This window comes from Rhizobium sp. O111, assembly GCF_055616315.1.
Map to the genome: position 1 here is coordinate 3728602 of NZ_JBSHXL010000001.1, position 25492 is coordinate 3754093.

25 protein-coding genes and 1 tRNA gene are annotated in these 25492 nt (G+C 62.8%); 10 read left to right on the forward strand and 16 right to left on the reverse strand.

Features of this window, described 5'->3' with window-relative positions; all coding sequences use genetic code 11:
• Position 1: 1 nt before the first annotated feature.
• From ACVTFQ_RS18600 to ACVTFQ_RS18615, 4 genes are all read right to left on the reverse strand, one after another.
• Positions 2 to 1105 carry an ABC transporter permease gene (locus tag ACVTFQ_RS18600; protein WP_018899200.1) on the reverse strand — a complete coding sequence of 368 codons (1104 nt, stop codon included), beginning with the start codon at positions 1103 to 1105 and terminating at the stop codon, positions 2 to 4.
• Positions 1106 to 1112: 7 nt separating this feature from the next.
• Positions 1113 to 2624: an ABC transporter ATP-binding protein gene (locus ACVTFQ_RS18605; RefSeq protein WP_018899201.1), complete on the reverse strand. Its 1512-nt coding sequence runs from the start codon at positions 2622 to 2624 to the stop codon at positions 1113 to 1115.
• Between the two features lie 71 nt (positions 2625 to 2695).
• On the reverse strand, positions 2696 to 3688 hold the full coding sequence (locus tag ACVTFQ_RS18610) for a BMP family lipoprotein (RefSeq protein ID WP_018899202.1): 993 nt from the start codon (positions 3686 to 3688) through the stop codon (positions 2696 to 2698).
• Between the two features lie 371 nt (positions 3689 to 4059).
• Entirely contained in the window at positions 4060 to 4377 is a 318-nt protein-coding gene (locus ACVTFQ_RS18615; protein WP_111563111.1) for a hypothetical protein, read from the reverse strand.
• Between the two features lie 227 nt (positions 4378 to 4604).
• On the opposite strand from ACVTFQ_RS18615, the gene ACVTFQ_RS18620 reads away from it, so the two are divergent.
• Both ACVTFQ_RS18620 and ACVTFQ_RS18625 read left to right on the forward strand, forming a co-directional pair.
• Positions 4605 to 4694: transfer RNA gene (locus tag ACVTFQ_RS18620), tRNA-Ser, on the forward strand.
• A 236-nt stretch (positions 4695 to 4930) separates the two neighbouring features.
• A complete protein-coding gene (locus ACVTFQ_RS18625) occupies positions 4931 to 5650 on the forward strand; it encodes a L,D-transpeptidase (RefSeq protein WP_313760010.1) in 720 nt (239 codons plus the stop codon).
• 232 nt (positions 5651 to 5882) lie between these two features.
• Here ACVTFQ_RS18625 and pncB read toward each other — a convergent pair whose 3' ends face one another.
• From pncB to ACVTFQ_RS18675, 10 genes are all read right to left on the reverse strand, one after another.
• Entirely contained in the window at positions 5883 to 7187 is a 1305-nt protein-coding gene (pncB, locus tag ACVTFQ_RS18630) for a nicotinate phosphoribosyltransferase (protein WP_047506704.1), read from the reverse strand.
• A gap of 150 nt (positions 7188 to 7337) precedes the next feature.
• Entirely contained in the window at positions 7338 to 7649 is a 312-nt protein-coding gene (locus ACVTFQ_RS18635; RefSeq protein WP_111563113.1) for a hypothetical protein, read from the reverse strand.
• An 85-nt stretch (positions 7650 to 7734) separates the two neighbouring features.
• Positions 7735 to 8700 (reverse strand): 2-hydroxyacid dehydrogenase, encoded by a 966-nt coding sequence (locus ACVTFQ_RS18640; protein WP_111563114.1) that lies wholly within the window; start codon positions 8698 to 8700, stop codon positions 7735 to 7737.
• A 21-nt stretch (positions 8701 to 8721) separates the two neighbouring features.
• On the reverse strand, positions 8722 to 10350 hold the full coding sequence (locus ACVTFQ_RS18645; RefSeq protein WP_111563115.1) for an ABC transporter ATP-binding protein: 1629 nt from the start codon (positions 10348 to 10350) through the stop codon (positions 8722 to 8724).
• Positions 10350 to 10838 carry a type II toxin-antitoxin system VapC family toxin gene (locus ACVTFQ_RS18650; RefSeq protein WP_111563116.1) on the reverse strand — a complete coding sequence of 163 codons (489 nt, stop codon included), beginning with the start codon at positions 10836 to 10838 and terminating at the stop codon, positions 10350 to 10352. The genes ACVTFQ_RS18645 and ACVTFQ_RS18650 overlap by 1 nt, the downstream gene beginning before the upstream one ends.
• On the reverse strand, positions 10838 to 11131 hold the full coding sequence (locus tag ACVTFQ_RS18655) for a hypothetical protein (protein ID WP_111563117.1): 294 nt from the start codon (positions 11129 to 11131) through the stop codon (positions 10838 to 10840). Before ACVTFQ_RS18655 ends, ACVTFQ_RS18650 begins: the two co-directional genes overlap by 1 nt.
• A gap of 70 nt (positions 11132 to 11201) precedes the next feature.
• Entirely contained in the window at positions 11202 to 12350 is a 1149-nt protein-coding gene (locus ACVTFQ_RS18660; RefSeq protein WP_037188387.1) for an ABC transporter permease, read from the reverse strand.
• The gene (locus ACVTFQ_RS18665; protein ID WP_111563118.1) at positions 12350 to 13441 is read right to left on the reverse strand and encodes a microcin C ABC transporter permease YejB; all 1092 of its coding nucleotides are present in this window, start codon (positions 13439 to 13441) and stop codon (positions 12350 to 12352) included. The genes ACVTFQ_RS18660 and ACVTFQ_RS18665 overlap by 1 nt, the downstream gene beginning before the upstream one ends.
• Before the next feature lie 158 nt (positions 13442 to 13599).
• Positions 13600 to 15438, reverse strand: coding sequence for an extracellular solute-binding protein (locus ACVTFQ_RS18670; protein WP_111563119.1), 1839 nt, complete (start codon positions 15436 to 15438; stop codon positions 13600 to 13602).
• 114 nt (positions 15439 to 15552) lie between these two features.
• The gene (locus ACVTFQ_RS18675) at positions 15553 to 16167 is read right to left on the reverse strand and encodes a TetR/AcrR family transcriptional regulator (RefSeq protein ID WP_111563120.1); all 615 of its coding nucleotides are present in this window, start codon (positions 16165 to 16167) and stop codon (positions 15553 to 15555) included.
• Between the two features lie 51 nt (positions 16168 to 16218).
• Between ACVTFQ_RS18675 and ACVTFQ_RS18680 the strand changes: the two genes are divergently transcribed.
• From ACVTFQ_RS18680 to ACVTFQ_RS18710, 7 genes are all read left to right on the forward strand, one after another.
• A complete protein-coding gene (locus ACVTFQ_RS18680; RefSeq protein ID WP_111563258.1) occupies positions 16219 to 16791 on the forward strand; it encodes a hydrolase in 573 nt (190 codons plus the stop codon).
• Positions 16792 to 16920: 129 nt separating this feature from the next.
• Complete coding sequence (gene mepA / locus ACVTFQ_RS18685) at positions 16921 to 17994, forward strand: penicillin-insensitive murein endopeptidase (protein ID WP_111563121.1); 1074 nt, start codon at positions 16921 to 16923, stop codon at positions 17992 to 17994.
• A 105-nt stretch (positions 17995 to 18099) separates the two neighbouring features.
• Positions 18100 to 18483, forward strand: a complete 384-nt coding sequence (locus tag ACVTFQ_RS18690) for a methylglyoxal synthase (protein ID WP_047506724.1) — start codon at positions 18100 to 18102, stop codon at positions 18481 to 18483.
• Positions 18484 to 18516: 33 nt separating this feature from the next.
• The gene (locus tag ACVTFQ_RS18695; RefSeq protein ID WP_111563122.1) at positions 18517 to 19548 is read left to right on the forward strand and encodes a glucokinase; all 1032 of its coding nucleotides are present in this window, start codon (positions 18517 to 18519) and stop codon (positions 19546 to 19548) included.
• Between the two features lie 94 nt (positions 19549 to 19642).
• On the forward strand, positions 19643 to 21430 hold the full coding sequence (locus tag ACVTFQ_RS18700; protein WP_111563123.1) for an ABC transporter ATP-binding protein: 1788 nt from the start codon (positions 19643 to 19645) through the stop codon (positions 21428 to 21430).
• 23 nt (positions 21431 to 21453) lie between these two features.
• Complete coding sequence (gene dapB / locus ACVTFQ_RS18705; RefSeq protein WP_047506729.1) at positions 21454 to 22278, forward strand: 4-hydroxy-tetrahydrodipicolinate reductase; 825 nt, start codon at positions 21454 to 21456, stop codon at positions 22276 to 22278.
• Between the two features lie 21 nt (positions 22279 to 22299).
• On the forward strand, positions 22300 to 22935 hold the full coding sequence (locus tag ACVTFQ_RS18710; protein WP_111563124.1) for a 2,3-bisphosphoglycerate-dependent phosphoglycerate mutase: 636 nt from the start codon (positions 22300 to 22302) through the stop codon (positions 22933 to 22935).
• 61 nt (positions 22936 to 22996) lie between these two features.
• Here ACVTFQ_RS18710 and ACVTFQ_RS18715 read toward each other — a convergent pair whose 3' ends face one another.
• Positions 22997 to 23410, reverse strand: a complete 414-nt coding sequence (locus ACVTFQ_RS18715; protein ID WP_111563125.1) for a winged helix-turn-helix transcriptional regulator — start codon at positions 23408 to 23410, stop codon at positions 22997 to 22999.
• Positions 23411 to 23496: 86 nt separating this feature from the next.
• Here ACVTFQ_RS18715 and ACVTFQ_RS18720 point away from each other — a divergent pair, with 86 nt between their 5' ends.
• A complete protein-coding gene (locus ACVTFQ_RS18720; protein WP_111563126.1) occupies positions 23497 to 24330 on the forward strand; it encodes an oxidoreductase in 834 nt (277 codons plus the stop codon).
• A 364-nt stretch (positions 24331 to 24694) separates the two neighbouring features.
• On the opposite strand, the gene phnF is transcribed toward ACVTFQ_RS18720, so the two are convergent.
• Complete coding sequence (gene phnF, locus ACVTFQ_RS18725) at positions 24695 to 25426, reverse strand: phosphonate metabolism transcriptional regulator PhnF (RefSeq protein ID WP_111563128.1); 732 nt, start codon at positions 25424 to 25426, stop codon at positions 24695 to 24697.
• Positions 25427 to 25492: the final 66 nt, after the last annotated feature.

A 25492-nucleotide genomic window follows, 5' to 3' on the forward strand; every position in this document is an offset into this window, starting at 1 on the left:
CTTACGCCCGCTTGAACTGTTGGTAGAGACGCACCATCGCCGGCCGGTACATGTATTCAAGCGCGCCGGCAAACAGGATCACCAGACCCTGGATGACGAGGATCATCTCGCGGGTGATGTTGGGCATCTCGAACGAAATCCAGTCGCCGCCCTGGTAGAGGATGCCGAACAGGATGGCCGAGAGCACGATGCCGACAGGATGATTGCGCCCCATCAGCGATACCGCGATGCCGACGAAGCCGGCGCCGCCGACGAACTCGACCTGCAGGCGGGCCGACGAGCCCATGACGGGATTGAGCGCCATCATGCCCGCCAGCGCTCCCGAAAGCAGCATGGCGATGATGACGATGCGCGCATAGGGAATGCCGGCATAAGCGGCCGCACTCGGGCTGACGCCGAGCGTACGCATTTCGAAGCCGAGCTTGGTGCGCCAGATCAGCAGCCAGACGAAATAAGCCGCCACCAGCGCGATGATGAAGGAGACGTTGAAGGGTGCCGCACCCAGCTTGGCGCCGAACATGTCCATGATCCAGCCGAGCTTCGGCAGCTGACCGCCTTCGAGGAAGGTGCGGGTCTCAGGCGCCATCTTGCCCGGCACGATCAGCACGTGAACGAGCAGATAGACCATCAGCGCCGCGCCGATATAGTTGAACATGATCGTGGTGATGACGATATGGCTGCCGCGCTTGGCCTGCAGCCAGGCCGGAATGAAGGCCCAGGCCGCGCCGAACAGGCCGGCGCCGATGACGGCGACGGGCATGGTCACATACCACGGCACGAACTTGTCGAGCGCCAGCGCCACCAGCGCGCAGCCGAGACCGCCGAGATAGGCCTGTCCCTCGGAGCCGATGTTGAACAGCCCGGCATGGATGGCGACCGCCACCGAAAGGCCGGTGAAGATGAAGCTGGTGGCGTAGTACAGCGTAAAGCCGATGCCTTCGCCGCTCCCGAGCGCGCCTTCGATCAGAAGCTGCAGCGCGCCGATCGGGCTTTCGCCGATCAGCCAGACGACGAAGCCTGATATCAGGAAGGCGGTGAGAAGGTTCAGGATCGGGATGAGGCCGTAGTTGATCCAGCGGGGTAGGGGAGTGGAAGCAGTGCTCATCAAGGCCTCACGCGGCAATGCCGGCCATCATCAGGCCGAGGGTCTGTTCACCGGCATCGGGCGTCTTCTCGCCGACGACATGCCCGGCGAACATGACAAGGATACGGTCTGAAAGGGCGCGGATTTCGTCGAGCTCGACGGAGACGAGCAGGATCGCCTTGCCCGCGTCGCGCATCTCGATGATCCGGCGGTGAATGAATTCGATGGCGCCGATATCGACGCCGCGGGTCGGCTGGCCGATGATCAGCGCCGTCGGGTCGCGCTCGATCTCGCGGGCGACGACAATCTTCTGCTGGTTGCCGCCGGAGAAGTTGGCGGTCTTCAGCCGTGGGTTCGGCGGCCGGATGTCGTATTTCTCGATCTTCTCCATCGCGTCCTTGCGGATCGCTTCGAGATCAAGCAGCGGGCCCTTGCTGTATTCAGGTTTGCGGTGATAGCCGAGCACAGAATTCTCGTATTCCTCGAACTTCAGCACCAGGCCCATGTGATGGCGGTCCTCGGGGATGTGTGCGAGGCCAAGTTCGCGCAGCCGCGCCGGATCGGCCTTGTCGATCGGTTGCCCGTCGAGCAGGATTTCGCCCGAATGCGGCTTGCGGATGCCTGCGATGGCTTCGAGAAGCTCCGACTGCCCGTTGCCGGCCACGCCCGCCACGCCGACGATCTCGCCAGCCCGCACGTCGAACGACACGTTGTCGACCATGACAACGCCGCGGTCGTCCTTTACCGTCAGATTGCGCACCGACAGGATGACCTTGCCGGGATTGGCCTCGCCCTTCTGCACGCGAAGCAGCACGCGGCGGCCGACCATCAGCTCGGCCAGTTCCTCGACCGTCGTCTCCGCCGTCTTGCGGGTCGCCACCATCTCGCCGCGGCGCATGACCGACACCGTATCGGTGATCGCCATGATCTCGCGCAGCTTGTGGGTGATGAGAATGACCGTCTTGCCCTGGTCGCGCAGCACTTTGAGGATGCGGAACAGATGGTCGGCTTCGGCAGGCGTCAGCACGCCCGTGGGCTCGTCGAGGATCAGGATCTCGGCGCCGCGATACATGGCTTTGAGGATTTCGACGCGCTGCTGCAGGCCGACGGGGAGCTGCTCGATCAGCGCATCCGGGTTGACCTCCAGGCCGTATTCCTTCTCCAGCCGCTTCAGCTCGGCGCGGGCCGATGCCACGCCTCTGGCGAGCAGCGCTCCGCCCTCGGCGCCGAGCATGATGTTCTCGAGCACCGTGAAATTGTCGACCAGCATGAAGTGCTGATGCACCATGCCGATACCGGTTGCGATCGCCGTCTGGCTGTCCTTGATCGTCACGGCCTGGCCGTTGACCCGGATCTCGCCCTGATCGGCGTGGTAGAAGCCGTAGATGATCGACATCAGCGTCGATTTTCCGGCTCCGTTTTCCCCGATGATGCCATGGATCGATCCCTTGGCGACAGTGAGGTTGATGTCTTTGTTGGCGTGGACGGCACCGAATTTCTTGTCGATGCCCACAAGTTCGATAGCGGGCGTGTCAGTCACAGCAGGCTCCAGATACGAAAAGGGCGTATGGCGAAAATCAATTCCGCCATACGCCCAATTTCAGGCGCGGATCACTTCGGGCAGGCGTTGTCCGAGGTGTAATCGTGAACCTTGACGGTGCCCGCGATGATGTCTGCCTTGGCCTTTTCGACGGCGGCCAGCATTTCAGGCGTGATCAGCGCCTTGTTGTTGTCGTCGATGGCAGCAGCAACGCCGTCTTCCTTGACGCCGAGCGACTGCACGCCGCCGGTGAACTTGTCGGCCTTGGTGTCGGTGTAGGCGTTGTAGACGGCGAGGTCGACGCGCTTGACCATCGAGGTCAGGACCGAGCCCGGATGCAGATGGTTCTGGTTCGAATCGACGCCGATCGAGAACTTCTTGTTGTCGGCGGCGGTCTGCAGAACGCCGAGACCGGTTGCACCGGCTGCCGCGTAGATCACGTCGGCGCCCTGGTCGATCTGGTTCTTGGTGAGCTCACCGCCGCGAACCGGGTCGTTCCATGCAGCACCCGTCGTGCCGGTCATGTTCTGGAACACTTCCATCTTGGCGTTGGCGGCGCGTGCGCCCTGCTCGTAGCCGCACTCGAACTTGCGGATCAGCGGAATGTCCATGCCGCCGACGAAGCCGACCTTGCCGGTCTTCGAAGCCATGCCGGCGAGAACGCCGACGAGGTACGAACCTTCTTCTTCCTTGTAGACGACCGAGCGGACGTTCGGCTTGTCGACAACGGCGTCAACGATGATGAACTTGGTGTCCGGGAATTCGGCGGCAACCTTCTCGATCGCCGAGGTCCAGGCGAAGGAGACGGCAACAACCGGGTTGAAGCCGCGGCTGGCGAAGTTGCGGATGGCCTGTTCGCCCTGGGTGTCGCCGGTCGGCTCGAAGTCGCGGTAGGCGATACCGGTTTCCTTCTTGAACTTCTCGGCGCCATTGTAGGCGGCTTCGTTGAACGACTTGTCGAACTTTCCGCCGGTGCCGTAGACCAGTGCCGGCTTGACGTCGGCAGCGAGCGCCGTCGTGGACATGGCAGCCACGGCAAGGACGGTCAGAAGGGATTTTTTCATTGTGCAGCCCTGTTGTTGCTATTTGTTAGGGGTCCTCCCGCAAGCCCGTTTTCAGGCATGTCTGCGGAACACCGACCTCCCCCCGGAGGCCTGGCTTGCCGCATCCTTGCATGGCTCCAATGAAAATTCACGAGAAATTTTTCGGCTGGTAAAAAATCGCCGACTTTGCGTAAAAACCGGCCAGCGCAATCGCTTTTTACGCAAAAGCGCCGCTAAAATGCGATTTTTCTAGCCATTTGAGACACCTCGCTGCGCCCGAGCCCGCGTGGGCGTCAAGCTCTAAGCTGCACGCGTCTGAGCACCCAAGGGCGATCGCCGCCACGTCAGGTAGCAGAAATACGGGCAAATGATGCTTGAGACCGGCGTCTCGCCTAAGCCGCGAAACGGCCGGCCACCGGCGGCTTCTTGTACCCCGCCATCCACAGGATGAGCGAAAGCACGAGGAACACCGCGAAGGCCGGCTGCATCATCAGCCACTGAAAGCCGATCGTGTAGAAGCGGGGGTGGATATAGTAGGCGATGGTCGATTGCAGCGCCTCGAAGGAGGATGCGCTCATGTCCTGCCACGCGTCGCCCATCGGCGTGATGACGACGGAAGATGCCGCCACGGACTGGATGCTGTCGATCGTTCCGGCAATCACCGCAACCGCCAGCGCGATCAGGCTCGCCAAACGCAAAAGGAAACGCATTACACTCTCCGCCACCGATCCGCCGGGTTTGGCCCGGCCAGTTGCGCCCATTCTCCAAGGCATCGAGACACTAGTGCCCTGCCGCCGGAACCGCAATGGACCGCATTCCGGCACTTTTGCTGGAAGAAGTCAAAAAACTGTTAGATTTAGGTTGATCCCTGAAAATTCCTCGGTATATATCGCGCCGTTCCAACGATTTGCGCCGAAGGGTGCCAAATCAAGCAGCAGGACAGGTGGCCGAGTGGTTTAAGGCGCACGCCTGGAACGCGTGTGTACGTGAAAGCGTACCGTGGGTTCGAATCCCACCTTGTCCGCCATTTCCTCGGAAATCGATGCTGCTATCTCCGTCTCCCCAACGACGTGCGATCCGCTAGCCGACACTGGCTTTTTGCGCCCTACGCCCAGCACTTCGCCACCCTGTTGCATTCCGCCAACAGGCCCGCGCCGAAGCTCCCGGGCCCCTCTGTATTTCCTTCCGCGAACACAATTTGGTCACCGATGCCCGGCCAGGGAGAGGGATCACAGCTTACCTCTCGCATTGGATACCCTGAAATTGCATAGACTTTCCATTCTTCGGTCGCTTGTCGCGGCGGCCGGCGTTTCGCTGCTTGCGGCCTGCACGCAGCTTCCTTCCCAACCGGTCGACGTCGCCATGCCCAAGCCGCCGGTCGTCGAGGCCGCAGCACCTGTCGCCGAGGCCGCCGTGTCGCAGCCCGAGCGCCCGGTCGACAAGCCGGACTATCCGCTGATCTACGCCGATCTCGATGACAGCAACTATCGTCTGCCTGCGATCAGCTATGCCGAGGTCGATCCGCGCTATCTGCGGCAGGAGGTCGATTATCATAGCGATGAGCCGGCGGGCTCGATCGTCGTCGATACCGAGACCAAGTTCCTCTATTTCATTCTGAAGAACGACCGGGCGATCCGCTATGGCGTCAGCCTCGGCGCCCAGGGCCGCGCCTGGAAGGGGCGGGCGGTGATCCAGTGGAAGCGCAAATGGCCGACCTGGACGCCGACGCCGGCGATGATCGGCCGCAATCCGAAGCTCAGCGAGTGGAAAGAGGGCATGCCGCCGGGGCTCAGCAATCCGCTCGGCGCACGCGCGCTCTATATCTTCCAGGATGGCCAGGACACGCTCTATCGCATCCACGGCTCGCCAGAATGGCGCTCGATCGGCAAGAACGCCTCTTCCGGCTGCGTGCGCATGTTCAACCAGGATATCATCGACCTCTACGACAGGGTCCGCGGCAAGGCCATCCTCGTCGTCAAGTAAGCTGATTACGGGCGCCCGAGAGCGAGGCGCCCGTTCGGTCCGAATGATGGAGATCAGGAAGCACGCGCGGCAAGCCGCCTTGCATCCCCGCCAATATGTTGTAAAGGCAGCGTCGGAACGCGACTGCCGTTAACTTAAGAACGGGGTCGGGCGGCAGATTGACGTCACGTCGCTGTCACGAGATCACGTGGCCGTTCCCTCATCCCAAAGCACATGCGCCGTAAACCGCGTCTCAGACCAGAACGGCCTGATCGACCAGATCCTCGGTACCGAAGAACTTCAGGTAGCGCTGCACTTCCTCAGGCTCGCCCGTCGCCTTCTGTGGGTTGTCGGAGAGCTTGACGGCCGGGCGGCCGTTGGCGTCGCTGACCTTGCAGACGATCGAGATAGGGTTAAGGCCTGAAATCTCGGTCGGCGCGCAGCCGGCGAAGTCGTTGGTGAGGTTGGTGCCCCAGCCGAAGCTCATGCGCACGCGGCCCTCGAAGTGCTTGTAGGTGTCGATGATCGCATCGACATCCATGCCGTCGGAGAAGATCAGCATCTTCTGCCGGGGGTCGCGCCCCATCTTCTTCCACCATTCGATGATCTTCTCGCCGCCTTCGATCGGGGGCGCGCTGTCGGGGCGGAAACCCGTCCAGTCCGCCACCCATTCCGGCGCGTCGCGCAGGAAGGCGGCTGTGCCGAAGGCATCGGGAAGCACGATCAGAAGATTGCCGCCATAAAGCTTGTTCCAGTCGCGCAGCACCTTGTAGGGCGCGTTATGCAGTTGCTCGTCGGTCTCGGCAAGCGCGGCCGCCACCATCGGCAGCTCATGCGCGTTGGTTCCCACCGCTTCGAGATCGTTGTCCATGGCGAGCAGCACGTTGCTGGTGCCGGTAAAGCCGGCGCCGATGCCTTCCTTCAAGGCCTCGACGCACCAGCGCTGCCACAGGAAGCTATGGCGCCGCCGCGTGCCGAAGTCGGAGATGCGCAGGCCCGGCAGTTCGCGCAGCCGCTCGACCTTCTCCCACATGCGCGCCTTGGCGCGGGCATAGAGCACGTCGAGCGTAAACGGCCCGAGCGCGCGTAGCGCTGAGCGCGAGCGCAGCTCGTTGATGATCGCGAGTGCGGGGATTTCCCACATCGTGGTCTCTTTCCACGATCCGTGGAAATCGAGCCTGTACTGTCCGTCGCGCTTCGAAAGCTCGTATTCCGGCAGCTGGAAATGCGACAGCCAGGCGAGGAACTCGGGCTCGAAGATCTGCGCGCGGCCATAGAAGCTGTTACCCGCCAGCCAGATCATCTCCTTCTTGGAGAGCCGAAGCGTGCGTGCGTGGTCGAGCTGCGCGCGCAGTTCACCCTCGTCGATCTCCTCGGCAAGCAGCACCCGCTTGGTGCGGTTGATGACGGTGAAGGTTGCGTTAACGTCGGGATAAAGCTTCCAGATCATCTGCAGCATCAACAGCTTGTAGAAGTCCGTGTCGATCAGGCTGCGGACGATCGGGTCGAGTTTCCAAGCGTGGTTGTAAACGCGCCGTGCAATATCTGTCTTCGCCATCGATTCCACCCTATCCAATCCGGGTGCAGGCGCCGAGAAAGGCGCACGACAACCGGCCTGTGCGCTTTCTTATCGAAAACTGCGCCGGTAATGTCCAGAACAAATAAGACCCCGCCATTTCCTCGAAAGCAGGGCCAAGCGTCGGCCCGCCTACTGCGCGTTCGTCTGCGGCGCGTTTGCCCGCCCGGCGGGCGTCGGTGCCTCGGTGCCGGATAGTCCGCCACCGCCCTGCGCCGGGGAGGGCTCCGCATGCGTGGGTTCGTCCGGTTGCGGCAGGTTATAGCGGCTCCAGATTTCGACCGGTATCCAGACGGCGAACGCCAAAAGCAGCGCCGCGATCAGCACGCGCAAGATGCGCAGGCTGGTGGGCGACTTTCGCTTGGTCCGCCCAGCCATTGCGTCTTTTGCCGTCTCTTCGCGGTGGCCGCCTTCGCTCCACTGTCTCTCGATCCGCTCGACCATGCCTGCCCCTTCCCAAACCGGGCGGCATCGGCCGCCCTTAAAACATCAGGAAAAGAAACGGCCACCGGCAACGATGGTTCCCGCCTCAGTAACCGCGGTTGCGGTCCACCACATATTGCAGCGGCTGGCCTTGCTCGAAGCGGGCGATCTGCCGCTCCACATGGCGAAACAGCGCATTCTCCTCCGAACTTGCCGCATCATGGGGTGTGATGAAGACACCAGGCAGATCCCAGAGCGGGCTTTCCGAAGGCAGAGGCTCAACCTCGAAGACATCCAGCGAAGCGCCGCCAAGCACACCGCTTTCGATCGCCGAGACGATATCGGCCTCGACCTGGCTCTTGCCGCGCCCGGCATTGATGAACACCGGCTTTCCAAGCGCGCCGCCCTGGCGGAGTTTGGAAAACAGCGCCGCGTTGTAGAATTTGGTCGTCTCCGGCGTCAGCGGCAGCAGGCCCACAAGGATGTCGGTCTTCGACAGAAAGGCGTCGAGCCCGGCCGCATCGAATGTCTCGATGCCATCGATTTGTTTAGCGGTGCGCGACCAACCGATGACGTTGAAGCCCATGACCGTCAGCTTCTTGACCGCATCCTGGCCGAGCACGCCGAGGCCCATGACGCCGACGGTGAGCTCTGATGCCTCGGGCGCCACCTGCTTGCCCCATTCGTGCTTCCGCTGAAGCCGGTCGTGCTCCGCCTGCCCACGCTGGTGCATCAGGCACTGCATCACCACCCACTCGCTCATCCGCGTCGTCAGGCTGTGGTCGACGAAGCGCACGATCGGCACGTCGGGAAGGCCGGGCAGGTTCATGAAGCTGTCGACCCCCGCGCCGCCCGAAAAGATCACCTTCAGGTTCGGCGCCCGCTCGAAGAGATCCGCATCCGGCTTCCACAGCAGCGCATAGTCGAGATCGGAAAGATCCCGGCCCTTCGTCTCGGGATCGGCGATATTGATGCTGCCGCGATCGAGAAAGGCGGTCTTCAGGATGCGCGCGACGGTATCGGGATTGAACTTGAGATCGACGAGAATGGGGGCTGGCTTGGAAGCTGACATGTTGTCTGGGCTCTGATGTCGTTAGTGTTGCACTGCGGGCGTCGGCCGCGCCTCGATGTTGAAGGCCGCCGCCATCAGCGCCTTTGTGTAATCGTCCTTCGGCGCGCGGAAGATATCGGCCGATGGCCCCTGTTCCACCACCTTGCCGAAGCGCATCACGATCACCTCGTTGGCGAGCGCCTTAACCACCTTCAGATCGTGGCTGATGAAGAGATAGGCCAGATCGTGCTTCTGCTGCAGGTCGCGCAGGAGATCGACCACCTGCGCCTGCACGCTCATGTCGAGCGCCGATGTCGGCTCGTCGAGCATCACGAAACGCGGCTTCAGCACCATGGCGCGGGCAATGGCGATACGCTGCCGCTGGCCGCCGGAGAATTCATGCGGATAGCGCCAGCGGGTGGTCGGATCGAGCCCCACTTCCTCCAGCGCCCAGCAGACGCGCCGGTCGCGCTCCTCGTACGAGAGCCCGCGTTCGTGCACCTTCAGCCCCTCGGCGATGATATCGCCCACCGACATGCGCGGGCTGAGCGAGCCGTAAGGGTCCTGGAACACCACCTGCAACTGGTTGCGCAGCGGCCTCATCTCGGTGAATGAATAGCTGGCTATATCCTTGCCGACAAAGCTGATCCGCCCCTGCGAGGAGATTAGGCGGGTGAGCGCCAGCCCAAGCGTCGTCTTTCCCGATCCGGATTCGCCGACCACACCCAGCGTCTGCCCGGCGCGCAGCGAAAGATCGATCCCGTCGACCGCCTTCACATGATCCACCACCTTGCGCATCAAGCCAGCCTTGATCGGGAACCAGACCTTGATGTCCGATCCCTGCATCACGATCGGCTTGGAGCTGTCGGCAAGCGGCGGCTCGCCGCGCGGCTCGGAGGCTAGCAGATGGCGGGTATATTGATGCTGCGGATTGGTGAAGACTTCCTCGACCGTTCCGGTCTCGACGATCTTGCCCTTGGTCATCACGCAGACCCGGTCGGCGAACTTGCGCACGATGCCGAGGTCATGGGTGATGAACAGCATCGACATGCCATGCTGGCCCTTCAGCTGCCGCAAGAGTTCGAGGATCTGCGCCTGCACGGTAACGTCGAGCGCCGTCGTCGGCTCGTCGGCGATCAGGAGTTCCGGGCGGTTGGCGAGCGCCATAGCGATCATTACGCGCTGCCGCTGCCCGCCCGAGAGCTCGTGCGGATATGCCTTCAGCCGCTTCTCCGGCTCGCGGATGCCCACTTGGTTCAACAGTTCGAGAACCCGCGTGCGCGCCGCCTGTCCCTTGATCCCCTGGTGCAACTCCAGAATCTCGGCGATCTGCTTCTCGATATTGTGCAGCGGGTTGAGCGAGGTCATCGGCTCCTGGAAGATCATCGTGATGTCGTTGCCGCGCACCTCGCGCAGCACCTTGTCGGATGCTTTCAGGAGATCCTTTCCCTTGAACAGGATTTCGCCGGAGGGATGGCTGGCAGAGGGGTAGGGCAGCAGCCGCAGGATCGAATTGGCCGATACCGATTTCCCCGATCCGGACTCTCCCACCAGCGCCACCACCTCGCCCTTGTTGACGTCGAAGGAAATGCCATCGACAGCCACTGACGTCGCGCCCCCCTGGTGGAAGGCGACGGAAAGATTGCGGACGGACAGCAGGGGGTCGGACATCAGGACAGGCTCTCGATCAGGGAGGTCAGGGTGGCGTCGTCGGGGCGGAGAGTGATGAGGGGTGAACGCTTTGGTGCCGCGTCCGCACGCTTGGTTTCGTAGTCATGCTTCAAGCCGGTGTCGCTTGTCAGTATATGCGTGCATTCCGCTGCCAAGGCCGTTGAAACATGAATAGCATCGGGCAACTTCAAGCTTGGGTAGTTCGCCCTCAATAGTGCGGCATGCCGAAGAACGGGTTTTCCGACTGGAACGACCTCAAGCCAGGGACTTGAGACGATCGTTCTATCATATGCATCGACCAGTCTGCTGTTGGCGTCACGAAAGGGCCTGACCAGCAGCTCCGAGAGGGTCAGTTCGCTTGTAGCAAAGAGCGGCCTTTTGCTTTTGATCGCGAAAAGCTTTCTCAGCAGTTGCGTGGCCATGCCAGCATTTTCGAACGCCAGGATAAAGATATTGGTGTCGATGTAGACCTTCTTTATCGCGGGCATCAGTAGTCCCACTCGTCACGCAATTCGCGTATGCGAGCGACGGCTTCTTCCTGGCTGACGGGGGGGTGGCCAAGCGCCTGATAATCCTCGATCAGCTTAATAAGTTCGGCACCGGTGAGTGGCTTCTTGGGCTCAGTCTGGAAATCGCGCAGACCGGGGTAGACGTCGTGATCAGAGGAGGCTTTATCCTCGACCTCAAGCACGACACGCACCGTTGCATCGTCGGCAAATCCCTCCCTCAAATCCTCGGGAAGGTTGGCGACAGGATAATGATCACGCACAATCTTGTTCATGACGGCCACGCTCCAAAAGCTGCAACGCCAGCAACTCTACCCGCAAACCCCTGCCATGACGAGGCCGCCCTCATCCGAACGTCTTTCGCGGATCGAACGCATCGCGCACCGCCTCGCCGATGAAGATCAAAAGCGACAGCATGATCGACATCGCGAAGAATGCCGTCAGCCCCAGCCACGGCGCCTGCAGGTTGGCCTTGCCCTGGGCGATCATCTCGCCGAGCGAGGGGGAGCCTGGCGGCATGCCGAAGCCGAGGAAGTCGAGCGAGGTCAGCGTGGTGATCGAGCCGGAGAGGATGAAGGGCAGGAAGGTCAGCGTCGCGACCATCGCGTTTGGCAGAAGGTGCCGCCACATGATCGTGCGGTTGCCTACGCCGAGCGCCCGCGCAGCCCTCACATATTCGAAATTGCGGGCTCTCAGGAACTCCGCGCGCACCACGCCCACGAAGCCGACCCATGAGAACAGCAGCATGATCCCGAGCAGCACGAAGAAGCCCGGCGGCAGGATCGCGGCGATGATCAGCAAGATGTAAAGCACCGGCATCGACGACCAGATTTCGATGAAGCGCTGCAGGAGAAGATCGGTCCAGCCGCCGAAATAGCCCTGGATGGCGCCGGCGCTGACGCCAACGACGGCCGAGCAGATGGTCAGCACCAGCCCGAACAGCACGGAGATGCGGAAGCCATAGATCACGCGGGCGAGCACGTCGCGAGCCTGGTCGTCGGTGCCCAGCCAGTTGAGGTTGCTCCAGGTGCAGTTGGGGTCGTTAACCCCTTGCGGATAGCCGGAGCAGCGCTCCTGCTCGCCCATCATCCAGAAGGGCGCGGTCGGTGCCGAGTGCGGGATGTTGGAGTTCACCGAGCGGTAGGAATAGCGGATCGGCGGCCAGATCATCCAGCCATTGGCCTTGATCTCGTCGGCGATCACGTCCGAGCGATAATCGGTCTCGGCCAGGAAGCCGCCGAATTTCTCCTCGGGATAATTGACCAGAACGGGAAACAGGATCTCGCCCTTGTAGGAGGCGATGATCGGTCGGTCGTTGGCGATGAACTCGGCAAACAGGCTGAGCCCGAAGATGAGAAGGAACAGCCAGAGCGACCAGTAACCGCGCCGGTTGGCCTTGAAGTTCTTCCAGCGCCTGATGTTGGTGGGCGAGAGCAGCCCCTTGCGCGGCGGCTTGACGGGCGTGGCGGTGGCGGGCTTTGCGGCGGTGTCCATCACACGTCCCTCCGCTCGAAGTCGATGCGCGGATCGATCCAAGTGTAGATCAGGTCGGAGATCAGGCTGACGAACAGGCCGAGCAGCGAGAAGATGTAAAGCGTCGCGAACACGATCGGGTAGTCGCGGTTGACCACGGATAGATAGCCGAGCCGCCCCAGCCCATCGAGCGAGAAGATGTTCTCGATCAGCAGCGATCCGGTGAAGAAGGCCGAGATGAAGGCGCCGGGAAAGCCGGCGATGATGATCAGCATGGCGTTGCGGAACACGTGGCCGTAGAGCACCTTGCGCTCGTTCAGCCCCTTGGCGCGCGCCGTCACCACATACTGCTTCTTGATCTCCTCGATGAAGGAGTTCTTGGTGAGCAGCGTCGTCGTGGCAAATGCCGCAAGCGACAGCGAGATCAGCGGCAGCGCCAGGTGCCAGAAATAGTCGAGCGGCTTCTGCCACCACGCCAACTGGTCGAAATTGTCGGAGACGAGACCGCGCAGCGGGAACCAGTCGTAGAAGGAGCCGCCGGCGAAAAGCACGATCAAGAGGATACCGAACAGGAAGCTCGGAACAGCATAGCCGATGATGATCACGCCCGAGGTCCACACGTCGAAGGTCGAGCCGTCCTTCACCGCCTTGCGGATGCCGAGCGGAATGGAGATGCCGTAGGAGAAGATCATGATCCAGATGCCAAGCGAGGCCGAGACCGGCAGCTTGTCCTTGATCAGGTCGAGAACGGACGTGTTGCGGAAGAAGCTCTCGCCGAAATCGAAGCGGATATAGTTCCACATCATCTCGCCGAAGCGCGTCAGCGGCGGCTTGTCGAAGCCGAACTGCTTCTCGAGCTTCTTGATCAGTTCGGGATCGAGCCCCTGCGCGCCGCGATATTTCGAGCCGCCTTCATCCATCCCTGATCCCATCAGGTCGCCGCCGCCGCCCGAAAGGCGGGCGTCAGCGCCCTGCGCGTCGCCGGTCAGCTGCGCGATCACCTGCTCGACAGGTCCGCCCGGCGCGAACTGGATGACGGTGAACGAGATGGCCATGATGCCGATAATGGTCGGGATCATCAAAAGCAGGCGGCGAAGGATATAGGCTCCCATCAGCGAGCGGCCTCCGGGGAGTTCTGTCGTAGGCTGTCCAGTCTATCGCCGCTCAATCGTCAAGCCTTCCTCTGCCGGTCAATACCGGCGCTGATCATGGTCCGAAGTGATTCGGCTGGCCCATTTGGAGCCCAGCCGTCAGGCCAATGCAAGTCCGCTCATTTCTTGGCGGAAGACGACCACCAGACGTCGGGGAAACCGGTCGCGTAGGTCGGGTATTCGGCCGGCCGGGTGATCGTGTTCCAGTAGGTAATCGACTGCGTGTCGCGGTAGAAGAGCGGCACGACATAGTGGCCCGCCATCAGCACGCGGTCGAGCGCCTTGATCGACGCCACCTGCTCGTCGCGATTGGGCGCAAAGATCACCATGCGGATCAGCGCATCGACCGCCGGGTCGGAAATGCCAGAGTAATTGCGCGAGCCCTGCTGGTTGACGGAGCCCGATCCCCAGTAGTCGGCCTGCTCGTTGCCGGGGTTCATCGTTTCGGCCCACACGTTCCAGATCACGTCGTAGTCGAAGCTGCGCACGCGATTGGTATATTGCGAAGCGTCGACCGTGCGCACCCGCGCATCGATGCCGATTTTCTTGAGATTGTTGGCGTAGGGCACGGCCCAGCGCTCGAAGACGGGGCTGGAGAGCAGGATCTCGAAGCTCATCGGCTTGCCGGTCTGGGCGTTGACCATGCGGTTGCCCTTGATCTCCCAGCCGGCTTCCTTGAGCAGCTTGATCGCCGTGCGCAGGTTGTCGCGGCTCTTCTGCGGGTCGCCGCCGACAGGGTTCGAATAGGCGGTGGTGAACACCGAAGGCGAAAGCTTGTCCTTGAGGCCGTTCAGGATCTCCAATTCGCGCCCCTCAGGCAGCCCGGAGGAAGCGAGCTCGGTGTTCCAGAAATAGCTGTCGATGCGCTTGTAGCTGTTGAAGGCGACGGTGCGGTTCAGCTCCTCGAAGTCGAAGGCGTAGTTCAGCGCCTCGCGCACTTTCTCGTCCTTGAACGCGTCGCGGCGGGTGTTCAGCACCATTGCCTGCATGATGCCGGTGGCACGCAGCGCATTCGGCACGTCCTCCTTCTTCACGCGGCCTTCCTTGACCGCCGGGAAGTCATAGCCGGTCGCCCAGCGCGCCGCGAGCGTCTCCTGCCAGTAGTCGCTGTTGCCGGCCCGGAACGCCTCGAACTCGACGTCCCGGTCGCCGTAATAGGTGTAGTTGATCGAGCCGAAATTGTTCTGCCCGACATTAACGTTGAGGTCCTTGCCCCAATAGTCGTCGCGCAGCTCGTAGCGGATCGTGGCGCCGGCCGTGAAGGCTGCGATCTTGTAGGGGCCGGAGCCCATGACAGGTTCCAGCGTGGTCTTGGCGATATCGCGCGGCTTGCCGTCAGCCCCGGTGCCCTCCCACCAATGCTTCGGCACGACCACCAGCTGGCCCAAGATGTTCGGCAGTTCCTTGTTGTTCTTCTCGTCGAAGGTGAAGGTCACGTCGCGCTCGCCCGATTTCTCGGCCTTCACCACGTGCTTGTAGTAGTTGGAGGCGAGCGGGTTGAGCTCCTTCACCTTGTCGAAGCTGAAGATCACATCCTCTGGCGTGACCGGCTTGCCATCCGCCCACTTCGCCTCGGCGCGCAGCCGGAAGGTCGCGCTCGACACGTCATCGGGAAAGGAGAGCCCTTCGGCCAGCAGCCCGTAGGAAGCGAGCAACTCGTCATCCGCCGATTTCATCAGCGTCTCGAACGGCAGCGTCAGGCCAACGGCAGCCTGGCCCTTGGAAAGCAGCGGATTGAACGTGTCGTAGGTGCCCGATGCCGAAAGTCTCAGATTGCCGCCCTTCGGCGCATCCGGGTTGACGTAGTCGAAATGCTTGAAACCCGGCTTGTATTTCAGCTCGCCGATGGTGGAGGTTCCGATCCGGAAGACCGGCTCCTGGGCGACGGCCTGCAAGGGCAGGGCGGCAGCGCCCAACAGAGAAAACACCAAACCAAGTCTCGACCACGCACGCGCCATTCGCCAGCCCCAATTGTTTCGCTTTTTTCGAGGATAGGCGAAATGCTGGCGAAAAACAGGTGACGCAACCTTTTTTGTCCGGCTTCGCGCAAATGTGAGCGCAAGCGTGGTCGCTCAGGCCGTCGCTTCCTCCAGCCTTTTGCGCAGCATCCCCCGCAACTCCGCCACCATGCGCGGATCGCCGCCGATATCGGGATCGTGCGCCGCTGTCACGATGATCCTCAGCAGCTCGAGCACCAGTGCCGACAGAAGATCGAGATCGTCGCTGACAGAAGGGCTCGCCTTCTGCAGCAGCGCCTTGATGTTGCCGCGCAGCTCCGCCCGCGATTTCACCTTGCGCTCCTTGGGGATGTCGCGCCGCGCCGCCAGCACCGGAAATTCGCGGTAATCTTGCAGAAAGGCGCCAAGCCGCGCGAAGATCGCGTCGCCTATCTCGGACGCCCGCTTGCCGCCCACCTCGTTCTGCAGATCGACCAGTGCTGCGTTCAGCTGCCGCATCCGCTCGATGTGCAGCGCTTCGGCCAGCACCGGCTTGGTCGGGAAGAACTGGTAGAGCGAGCCGATCGAGGATTTCGCCTCGGCGGCGATCTCCGTCATCGTCGCGGCCTCATAGCCCTTCTCAAGAAAAACCTTGGCGGCCGCCTCGGTCAGGATCGCGACGCGCTCGTGCCCCCGCTTCTGCTTCGGCGAGCGATCGATCGAATCGGCACTTGATTTTTGTGAGGGCATCCTCATATTTCCAATTGTGAGGATATCCTCATGTTTATTCCGGAGCCTTCCATGTCCCTCTACGATCCCAAGACCACCGCCCTGATCTCCATCGATCTGCAGGGCTTTATCATTTCCAGGCCCGTCGCGCCTCATTCCGCTCAGCAGGTGATCGAAAATACCGCCGCGATTGCCAAGTCGCTGAAAGCGGCCGGCGGCACGACTGTCTTCGTCACCATCGGATTTTCCGCGGACTATGCCGATGCTGTCAACCAGCCGACCGACGAACCGATCGCCTTCCCACAGGGTGGCTTGCCGGCCGAGGCGCTGCGCGAACCGCCGGAGATCGCGGCTCTGACGCCGGATGTGCGCATCACCAAGCATCAATGGAGCGCATTCTACGGCAGCGAGCTCGATCTGCAGCTGCGCCGTCGCGGCATCCGGACGGTCATTCTCACCGGCATCGCCACCAATTTCGGCGTCGAGGCCACGATCCGCGATGCGTTCGCCCATAATTACGCGGTCATCGCCGCCGAGGATGCGATGACGACCTTCACCGCCGAGATGCACGCCTTCGCCTGCGAGCGCATCTTCCCGCGCCTGTCGCGCATCCGCAAAACCGCCGACATCCTCGCCAACGCCTGAATGCGGCGCTGCCGGCCGACGCGATGTCTCGCAATCGCCCGTGAAAAACATCGATTCACCAGAATCGCATTTCACGGTAAAACGGGTGCAAATCACTCGACCTTGGTCGGCAGCAGTTCAGGATACGGCATGGCTTTCCGCATCGCGCAGGCGCTCTCTTCAATCGGTAAACTGGCATTGGCCACTGCGATCGGCGCCAGCCTCGTCGCCGGCGATGTTGCCGCCCAGCAGAAGCAGCCGAGCCCCGGCAGCGCCAAGGCGATCTTCGGCGGCGTTCAGCTTCCGACGCAGGGTGCTCCGCAACCCTACGGCTTCTATGCCAAGGGCTGCATGGCCGGCGCCGAGGCGCTTCCGACCGATGGTCCGAACTGGCAGGCCATGCGTCTGTCGCGCAATCGCCGCTGGGGCAATCCGGCGATGCTCTCCACCATCGAGCAGTTGTCGCGCGATGCCGCCAAATATGATGGCTGGCCGGGCCTGCTGGTCGGCGATATCGCCCAGCCGCGCGGCGGCCCGATGATCACGGGCCACGCCTCGCACCAGATCGGCCTCGATGCCGATATCTGGCTGACGCCGATGCCCAACTTCCGCATGACGGCGGAACAGCGCGAGGCGCTGCCCTTCACGACCATGCTGCAGAAGAACGCGTTTTTGACGATCAACCCGAATGTCTGGACGCCAGCTCACGCCCGTCTCCTGATGCGTGCCGCGAGCTATCCGCAGGTCGAGCGCATTTTCGTCAATCCGGCGATCAAGAAGAAGATGTGCGACACGTGGACTGGCGATCGTACCAATCTCGGCAAGCTGCGCCCGGAATACGGCCACGATTCCCACTTCCACATCCGCATCAAGTGCCCGCCGGGTGCTGCCAATTGCAAGCCGCAGGCGCCCGTGGTGGCCGGCGATGGTTGCGACAAGTCGCTCGCTTGGTGGTTCAGCCCGGCGCCTTGGGCCAAGCCCAAGCCGCCGAAGCCGGATGCCAAGCCGGTCAAGCCGCGCGAGGTCATGGTGTCGGACCTGCCCAAGGCTTGCCAGGCGGTTCTCGATGCGCCCGCGGTCTCCTCTGTCCGCGCCGCGACCTATGGCGGCCCTTCGGCCGCCGAAGTGCTCCGCGCTCAACCCATTGACGCGCCGCCCGCCGCCAATGACGACGAGCTGCCCGATCTCGGCCCGATCCCGGATGACAAGCCTGCAGCGCAATGATGCCGGTTGAACGCCGCGACACCGCTCTTTAAAACCCTGATCGCTTCGTATAGAAGCGGTCAAATCGATTGAATTATGCCAGTGAATTTAGAGGGGGAGCTTCTGATGGCCGGCCGCAAGTGCCTTGCGCTTATCGCGCATGACCAGAAGAAGGACGACATGGCGGAATTCGCCCGCCGCAACGAGGAGACGCTCAAGGCGAACTGGACGATCTTCGCGACGGGTACGACCGGCGGCCGCGTTCTCGATGCCGCTCCCTCGCTCGATGTCACCCGGTTGAAAAGCGGCCCGCTCGGCGGCGACCAGCAGATCGGCGCGCTGATTGCCACCGGTGAGGTCGATGCCCTGATCTTCTTCGTCGACCCGCTGACCCCCATGCCTCACGACGTCGACGTCAAGGCCTTGATGCGCCTTGCGATCGTCTATGATATCCCAATGGCACTCAACGAGGCCACGGCCGACAGGCTGATCGCCAATCTTCACGCATAAGCGGCGCGCGAACGCGCAACAACGGAACCTGCCATGCACCAGCTCGATACCAGCGACGCCTCCATGCCCTTCCCGATCCTGATCGGCGATATCGGCGGAACCAATGCCCGTTTCGCCATCATCGAGACGGCCGACGCCGAACAGGTCAATTTCCCGAACGTGCGCACCGCCGATTTCGAGACCATCGATGACGCCATCCGCGCCACCATCCTGGAAAAGAGCGCGATCAAGCCGCGCTCCGCCATCCTCGCGGTCGCCGGCCCGATCAGCGACGACGAAATCCCGTTGACCAATTGCGATTGGGTCGTGCGCCCGAAGTCGATGATCGAAAATCTGGGCATCGAGGACGTTCTCGTTGTCAACGATTTCGAAGCCCAGGCGCTGGCCATCTCCGATCTGGCGCCGGAACACCGCGAACGCCTCGGCGATGCCGACGCCCATGAGGACATGGTCGCTTCCCGCGTCGTGCTCGGGCCGGGCACCGGCCTCGGCGTCGGCGGCCTCGTGCATGCGCGCGGCGTCTGGATCCCGGTTCCGGGCGAGGGCGGTCACGTCGATCTCGGGCCGCGCAGCAAGCGCGATCTCGAAATCTTCCCCTATGTCGAAACCATCGAGGGCCGTGTCTCCGCCGAACAGATTCTCTCCGGTCGCGGCATCGTCAATCTCTACCGCGCCATCTGCACCGCCGATGGCATCGCGCCCAAGTATAGCGATCCCGCCGACATCACCTCGCATGCGCTGGCCGAAAGCGACCCCGTCGCCGTCGAGACCATCTCGCTGTTTTCGACCTATCTCGGCCGCGTTGCCGGCGACATGGCGATGATCTTCATGGCGCGCGGCGGCGTGTTTCTCTCCGGTGGCATCAGCCAGAAGATCCTGGCCGCTCTGCGCAAGCCCGAGTTTCGCGCCGGTTTCGAGGACAAGGCGCCGCACACGGCACTGCTCTCGACCATCCCGACCTATGTCGTCACCCATCCGCTGGCGGCACTCTCCGGCCTCTCGTCCTACGCCCGCCGGCCCGACACCTTCGGCGTGTCGACCGATGGCCGCCGCTGGGGTCGATAGCCAACTCTAGCCAAACGGGCGCCAACTCTTTATAGAGCCGCTCGAGCGCGGGCCGCAGCAGCGGCTCGCATGGTCACGAGACAGGAAGTCTTTATTGCGTTCATCCGATCCCCAGCAGCGCCCAGTGGACAGCGGCACGGTCACCGCCGTCTTGAAGCGCATCATCGCTGAAAACGGCCGCGAGCACATCTGGGGCTACGTCGTCGCCATCAGCTGTCTTGTCCTCGTCGCGCTGTCGACGGCCTTCACCGCCTGGATCATGCGCTCGATCATCGACGAGGCCTTCGCCAACAGGCGCGCCGATGTCGTCTGGGTCATCTGCCTCTCCATCTTCATCGCCTTCGTCATTCGCGGTTTCGCGAGCTATGGTCAGGCGGTGGCGCTGTCGAAGATCGGCAACAACATCGTCGCCCGCTACCAGAGCCGTCTCTACGTGCACCTGATGACGCTGTCGGTCGGCTATTTCAACGAGGCGCGTTCGGCCCGCATCGCCGCCCAGGTCAGCCAGAACGTCGGCGGCATCCGCGACGTCCTCAACCTGACGATCACCTCGACCGCCCGCGACCTGCTGACCTTCGTCGCCCTGCTCGGCGTCATGGTCTATCAGGACCCGCTGCTCAGCGTCGCCGTCCTCATTCTCGCGCCGCCGCTGCTTCTGGCGCTGCGCTATCTCTCCAAGCGCCTGCGCCAGGCCACCAAGGAAGCGATCGATCTCAACAGCCACGTTCTCGGCGCCATGCAGGAGACCATTCAGGGTATCTCCATCGTCAAGGCGTTCACGATGGAGCGGCAGCTCGAGCAGAAGATCAACAAGATCATCGTCGCCGCCGAAGAGCGCGGCAACAAGATCGCCAAGCTGTCCGAGCGCAACGCGCCGATGACCGAAAGCTTCGCCGGCTTCGCCGTCGCCAGCGTTCTTGCCTACGCCGCCTATCGCTCGATCTATCAGAACGTGCCGCCCGGCGCCTTCTTCTCCTTCGTCACCGCGCTGCTGCTCGCCTATGATCCGGCCCGTCGCCTTGCCAAGCTGCAGGTGCAGATGGAGCGCGCCGCCGTCAATGCGCGGATGATCTACGAGCTGCTCGACATGGAACCGCGCCAGCGCGACCTGCCGGATGCCAAGCCCCTCGTCGTCACAGAAGCCCGCATCGAGCTCAAGGATGTCGCCTTCGCCTATGGCAACGACAATGTGCTCGATGGCGTCAACATGGTCGCCGAGGGTGGCAAGACCACGGCGCTCGTCGGCCCCTCAGGCGCCGGCAAGTCGACGATCATCAATCTCATCCCGCGCTTCTACGATCCGAAGGCCGGCCAGATCCTGATCGATGGTCAGGACATCGCCCACGTGACGAAGAAGTCGCTGCGCGAGCAGCTGGCCTATGTCTCGCAGCAGCCCTATCTGTTCGAAGGCTCGATCCGCGACAACATCCGCTATGGCCGTCCCGACGCCAGCGATGCCGAGGTCGAGGAAGCAGCGCGTCTCGCTTACGCCCACGACTTCATTCTCGCCCAGCCGGAAGGCTACGACACGCCGGTCGGCGAAAACGGCGTGACGCTCTCGGGCGGCCAGCGCCAGCGCCTGTCGATCGCCCGCGCGCTGGTGCGCAACGCCCCGATCCTGCTCCTCGACGAAGCGACCTCCGCGCTCGACACCGAATCGGAAGCAGCCGTCCAGAAGGCGCTCGACGAAGCCATGACCGGCCGCACCGTGGTCGTCATCGCCCATCGTCTCTCGACGGTCGTGCGCGCCGACAAGATCGTCGTCATGCAGCAGGGCCGTGTCGTCGAAGAGGGCAATCACGAGACGCTTGCGAAGCGCAGCGACGGTCTTTACGCTCGCCTCAACAACCTTCAGAGGCCCGCGGCCTCCGAGACTTTCTGATACGTGAATGATGGACGCCTGACATGAGCGATGCTGCGATGAAACTGGTGGTGGTTGGTGCAGCGGGCCGCATGGGACAGGCGCTCATCCGCATGGTGCACGAGATCGAAGGCGTCGTGCTGCACGCAGCCGTCGGCCGCCCGGGCTCGCCCTTCATCGGCAAGGATGCCGGCGAGATCGCGGGTCTCGGCCCCAACGGCGTCGCGATCACCGACGATCCGCTGGCCGCCTTTCTTCATGCCGATGGCGTGCTCGATTTCACCACGCCCGCGACCACGAATGAATTCGCGGCGCTTGCCGCCCAGGCCCGCATCGTCCACATCATCGGCACCACAGGCTGCTCGGTCGAGGACGAACAGAAGATCTCCGCCGCCAGCCGCCATGCCCGCATCGTCAAATCAGGCAATATGGGCCTCGGCGTCAATCTTCTGAGCGTGCTGGTCGAACAGGCCGCGCGCGCGCTCGATCCCGCCGATTGGGACATCGAGGTCCTCGAAATGCACCACAAGCGCAAGGTCGATGCCCCCTCGGGCACGGCGCTGCTGCTGGGTGAAGCCGCCGCCAAGGGCCGCGGCATCGATCTCGCAACGCATTCCGTCCGGGTCCGCGATGGCCACACCGGCGCGCGCGAAGCGGGCACGATCGGCTTTGCCACGCTTCGCGGCGGCTCCGTCATCGGCGAACACTCCGTCATCTTCGCCGGCGAAGGCGAGCGCGTCTCCATGGCCCACAGCGCCGGCGACCGCTCCATCTTCGCGCGCGGCGCCGTCAAGGCAGCCCTTTGGGCGCGCGACAAGAAGCCGGGTCTCTATTCCATGCTCGATGTTCTCGGGCTCTCCCAACACTGATCTCATCAGGAGGAATTTATAATGAGCGGTACCCTCGTCCTCGTTCGCCACGGCCAGAGCGACTGGAACCTGAAGAACCTTTTCACCGGCTGGAAGAACCCAGAGCTCACCGAGCTCGGCGTTCAGGAAGCCAACACCGGCGGCAAGGCGCTTGCCGAAACCGGCATCAAGTTCGACATCGCCTTCACCTCCGACCTGAAGCGCGCCCAGGACACGCTGAAGATCATCCTTGAAAACGTCGGCCAGGCCGGCCTCGAGACGATCAAGGACCAGGCGCTGAACGAGCGCGATTACGGCGATCTCTCCGGCCTCAACAAGGACGACGCCCGCGCCAAGTGGGGCGAAGAGCAGGTCCACATCTGGCGCCGCTCCTACGACGTTCCCCCTCCGGGCGGCGAAAGCCTGCGCGACACCGGCGCCCGCGTCTGGCCTTATTACCTGACCGAGATCCTGCCCCGCGTTCTGCGCGGCGAAACCGTACTGGTTGCTGCCCACGGCAACTCGCTGCGCTCGCTGGTCATGGTGCTCGACAAGCTGACCAAGGAACAGATCCTCGGCGTCAACCTCGCGACCGGCGTTCCCATGGTCTACAAGCTCAACGCCGACTCGACCGTCGCCTCCAAGGAAGTCCTCGGCGACATGTCCGGCGCCCACTAAACATCATCGCGCCGCGCGTCTCTCCTGTGCGCGGCGCCTCTCCGGATAGACCGGAAGTTACCTAGTTTTGGGGTCCGGTTTCCGTCTGACTCTTCGGCTTCCGAGCCGCCTCGAAATCCGGCAGCCGGTTGGCGATCCATTGCCAGAGCCCCACCACCTCCACAAGCAGCTCCCCGCCCAGCGGAGTCAGCTCGTATTCCACGCGCGGCGGTACCTGCGGGTAAAGCGTGCGCGTCACCAGCCCGTCGGCCTCCAGCGTCCGCAATGTCTGCGTCAGCACCTTCTGGCTGATGCCTTCCACCCGTTCCAGAACCCGTGAGAAGCGCAGCGGCCCCTTGGCCTCGGCAAGGATATGCATGACGCGCAACGGCCACTTGGCGCTGGCGCGCTCCAGCATCTCGCGAGCGAGTGCGTCTTCGGCATCCGTCAGCGTCTCGCAGAAGTCGAATGTACCATCGTTTAGTTCAGTTACCATAAGGTATGTATAGATCCATCTGGTACCTTCTTTCAAGAAGATACCGTCAGGCCTATATGGTCTTTCGACGGATCAAGGAGATTTCGATGTCACAGGTTTGGTTGATTACAGGCAGTTCGCGTGGTCTCGGCAGGGCGCTTGCGGAAGCGGTTTTGGCTAAGGGGCACAATCTGGTCGCCACCGCGCGCAATCCCGCCCAGCTCGACGATATCAAGCAGCGTTACCCCGCCAATGTCTTGACGATTTCGCTTGATGTGACCGACGAGCAATCGGCCGGGCAGGCGGTGAAGGCCGCGGTCGAGCGCTTCGGCCGGCTCGATGTCCTCGTCAACAATGCCGGCTATGGCGACGTCGGATCGGTCGAGGATACCAGCCTCACAGATTTCCGCGCCCAGATCGAAACCAATCTCTTTGGCGCCATCATCGTCACCAAGGCGGCATTGCCTCTGATGCGCGAGCAGGGCGCCGGCCACATCATCCAGGTCTCCTCCGTCGGCGGCCGCATCGGCCCGGCCGGGCGCGCGCCCTATGCGGCGGCCAAATGGGGCGTCGAGGGCTTCTCCGAGGCCTTGAGCCGCGAGGTCGGCCCGCTTGGCGTCAAGGTCAGCATCGTCGAGCCCGGCGGCTTCCGCACCGATTTCGCCGGCGCCTCCACGACGCTCCGCGAAGGCCGCCCCGAGTATGACGAAACGGTCGGCAAGATGGCCCGTTACCAGCGCGATTACGACGGCAGGCAGCCCGGCGACCCGGCAAAAGCCGCCGCCGCCATCATCCATCTCGCGAGCCTCGATAACCCGCCGCTGCGCCTTCCGCTCGGCAGCGACGCCATCCGCGCCATCGAGCAGAACGACGCGCAAAGAGCCACCGAACACGCCACCTGGCGCGACCTCAGCCTCTCCACCGACTTCGACGCCGGCTAAAGTTGACACCTAATAGAGGCCATAAGCTTGTCCCCGCGTTTGTAACCAACGCGTGGGGCAGCGGATGGCTCTTCGATGACATGCGTGGAGAATGTCTCGTCAAGTCGCATCAATTTCCAACCTTGGCGTTCACCACTGTTGCTGCCGCCTCGAACCTGCCAAACTCGCATGATGGCATTTCCGTCGTTGGTCATGCCCACAGTGTGGACCTCGACGACCCGGGTATAGCCGTCGTATCGAAGTTCGAGACATTTGCCTAAGCGCAGAGCTTCACAGGGCGTATGCTGCATCATTGAGCCTCCGACAAATCTGGCGTGTCCAATATGCCTGATTCGCATGCCGGTGTCCGGAGGTGAGCCTCCCCTCAATTCTCGATCGTGAACTGCACCCGGTCGGCCGCAAACCGCGTCACCGAATATTGCACCGGCACGCCGTCGAGATCGGTGTTCATCGCCTTGGTGATCAGCACGATCGCGCCCGGCGTAAGCTCCAGCGCCGAGAGGTCGGCGGCTTCGGCGTGGGCGGCGGTGATCTCGGTGGTGGCGCGGATATAGTCGGATAGGCCGAGTTTGGCGAAGGCGCGGGTGATCGATTCTGTCGTCTCGTAGGCGTCACGCATACCAGCGAAGCGGTCTGCCGGAAACCACGAGGTCGCGCTCGAGACCGGCCGTCCATCCGCCTTGCGCACTGTCTCCAGCCGGATCACGTTCGTACCCGGCGTAAGCTTCAGCCACCGCGCCACCTCGTCGCTTGCCGCTTCCTCGCCATGGCCGAGCAGCAGCCCGCGCGTCTCGCGCGCCTGCTCGCCGATGCCGCTGTTGAAGCGCGTGCGCTTGCTGATCGGAAAGTTCAGCCGCTCCTTGCGCTCGATCAGCGTGCCGCGCCCCTGCACGGCGCGCACGATCCCCTCCTGAGCCAGCGCCGCCAGCGCGCTGCGCACCGTGTGGCGGTTGACGCCGAACTGCGTGGCCAGCGTCATCTCCGGCGGCACCATGCCCGTTTCGTCGTATGCGCCTGCGCTGATCGCCTGGCGAATCCGGTCGGCGATCTGCCGCCACAGCGCCACGCCCGTCTGTCTCTGAACCTGCCCAGCCATTTCAGTCCTTTATCTTATGCGCCCCCGAAATGTCACACGCTTGTCACCTCGGCGATTTAGGTCTAG

Excerpts from the sequence above, each read along its gene's own strand:
- ACVTFQ_RS18600 (WP_018899200.1), bottom strand. The coding sequence starts at position 1,105 with ATGAGCACTGCTTCCACTCCCCTACCCCGCTGGATCAACTACGGCCTC.
- ACVTFQ_RS18610 (WP_018899202.1), bottom strand. The coding sequence starts at position 3,688 with ATGAAAAAATCCCTTCTGACCGTCCTTGCCGTGGCTGCCATGTCCACG.
- ACVTFQ_RS18615 (WP_111563111.1), bottom strand. The coding sequence starts at position 4,377 with ATGCGTTTCCTTTTGCGTTTGGCGAGCCTGATCGCGCTGGCGGTTGCG.
- pncB (WP_047506704.1), bottom strand. The coding sequence starts at position 7,187 with ATGGCGAAGACAGATATTGCACGGCGCGTTTACAACCACGCTTGGAAA.
- ACVTFQ_RS18635 (WP_111563113.1), bottom strand. The coding sequence starts at position 7,649 with ATGGTCGAGCGGATCGAGAGACAGTGGAGCGAAGGCGGCCACCGCGAA.
- ACVTFQ_RS18640 (WP_111563114.1), bottom strand. The coding sequence starts at position 8,700 with ATGTCAGCTTCCAAGCCAGCCCCCATTCTCGTCGATCTCAAGTTCAAT.
- ACVTFQ_RS18645 (WP_111563115.1), bottom strand. The coding sequence starts at position 10,350 with ATGTCCGACCCCCTGCTGTCCGTCCGCAATCTTTCCGTCGCCTTCCAC.
- ACVTFQ_RS18650 (WP_111563116.1), bottom strand. The coding sequence starts at position 10,838 with ATGCCCGCGATAAAGAAGGTCTACATCGACACCAATATCTTTATCCTG.
- ACVTFQ_RS18655 (WP_111563117.1), bottom strand. The coding sequence starts at position 11,131 with ATGAACAAGATTGTGCGTGATCATTATCCTGTCGCCAACCTTCCCGAG.
- ACVTFQ_RS18660 (WP_037188387.1), bottom strand. The coding sequence starts at position 12,350 with ATGGACACCGCCGCAAAGCCCGCCACCGCCACGCCCGTCAAGCCGCCG.
- ACVTFQ_RS18665 (WP_111563118.1), bottom strand. The coding sequence starts at position 13,441 with ATGGGAGCCTATATCCTTCGCCGCCTGCTTTTGATGATCCCGACCATT.
- ACVTFQ_RS18670 (WP_111563119.1), bottom strand. The coding sequence starts at position 15,438 with ATGGCGCGTGCGTGGTCGAGACTTGGTTTGGTGTTTTCTCTGTTGGGC.
- ACVTFQ_RS18675 (WP_111563120.1), bottom strand. The coding sequence starts at position 16,167 with ATGCCCTCACAAAAATCAAGTGCCGATTCGATCGATCGCTCGCCGAAG.
- ACVTFQ_RS18680 (WP_111563258.1), top strand. The coding sequence starts at position 16,219 with ATGTCCCTCTACGATCCCAAGACCACCGCCCTGATCTCCATCGATCTG.
- mepA (WP_111563121.1), top strand. The coding sequence starts at position 16,921 with ATGGCTTTCCGCATCGCGCAGGCGCTCTCTTCAATCGGTAAACTGGCA.
- ACVTFQ_RS18690 (WP_047506724.1), top strand. The coding sequence starts at position 18,100 with ATGGCCGGCCGCAAGTGCCTTGCGCTTATCGCGCATGACCAGAAGAAG.
- ACVTFQ_RS18695 (WP_111563122.1), top strand. The coding sequence starts at position 18,517 with ATGCACCAGCTCGATACCAGCGACGCCTCCATGCCCTTCCCGATCCTG.
- dapB (WP_047506729.1), top strand. The coding sequence starts at position 21,454 with ATGAGCGATGCTGCGATGAAACTGGTGGTGGTTGGTGCAGCGGGCCGC.
- ACVTFQ_RS18710 (WP_111563124.1), top strand. The coding sequence starts at position 22,300 with ATGAGCGGTACCCTCGTCCTCGTTCGCCACGGCCAGAGCGACTGGAAC.
- ACVTFQ_RS18715 (WP_111563125.1), bottom strand. The coding sequence starts at position 23,410 with ATGGTAACTGAACTAAACGATGGTACATTCGACTTCTGCGAGACGCTG.
- ACVTFQ_RS18720 (WP_111563126.1), top strand. The coding sequence starts at position 23,497 with ATGTCACAGGTTTGGTTGATTACAGGCAGTTCGCGTGGTCTCGGCAGG.
- phnF (WP_111563128.1), bottom strand. The coding sequence starts at position 25,426 with ATGGCTGGGCAGGTTCAGAGACAGACGGGCGTGGCGCTGTGGCGGCAG.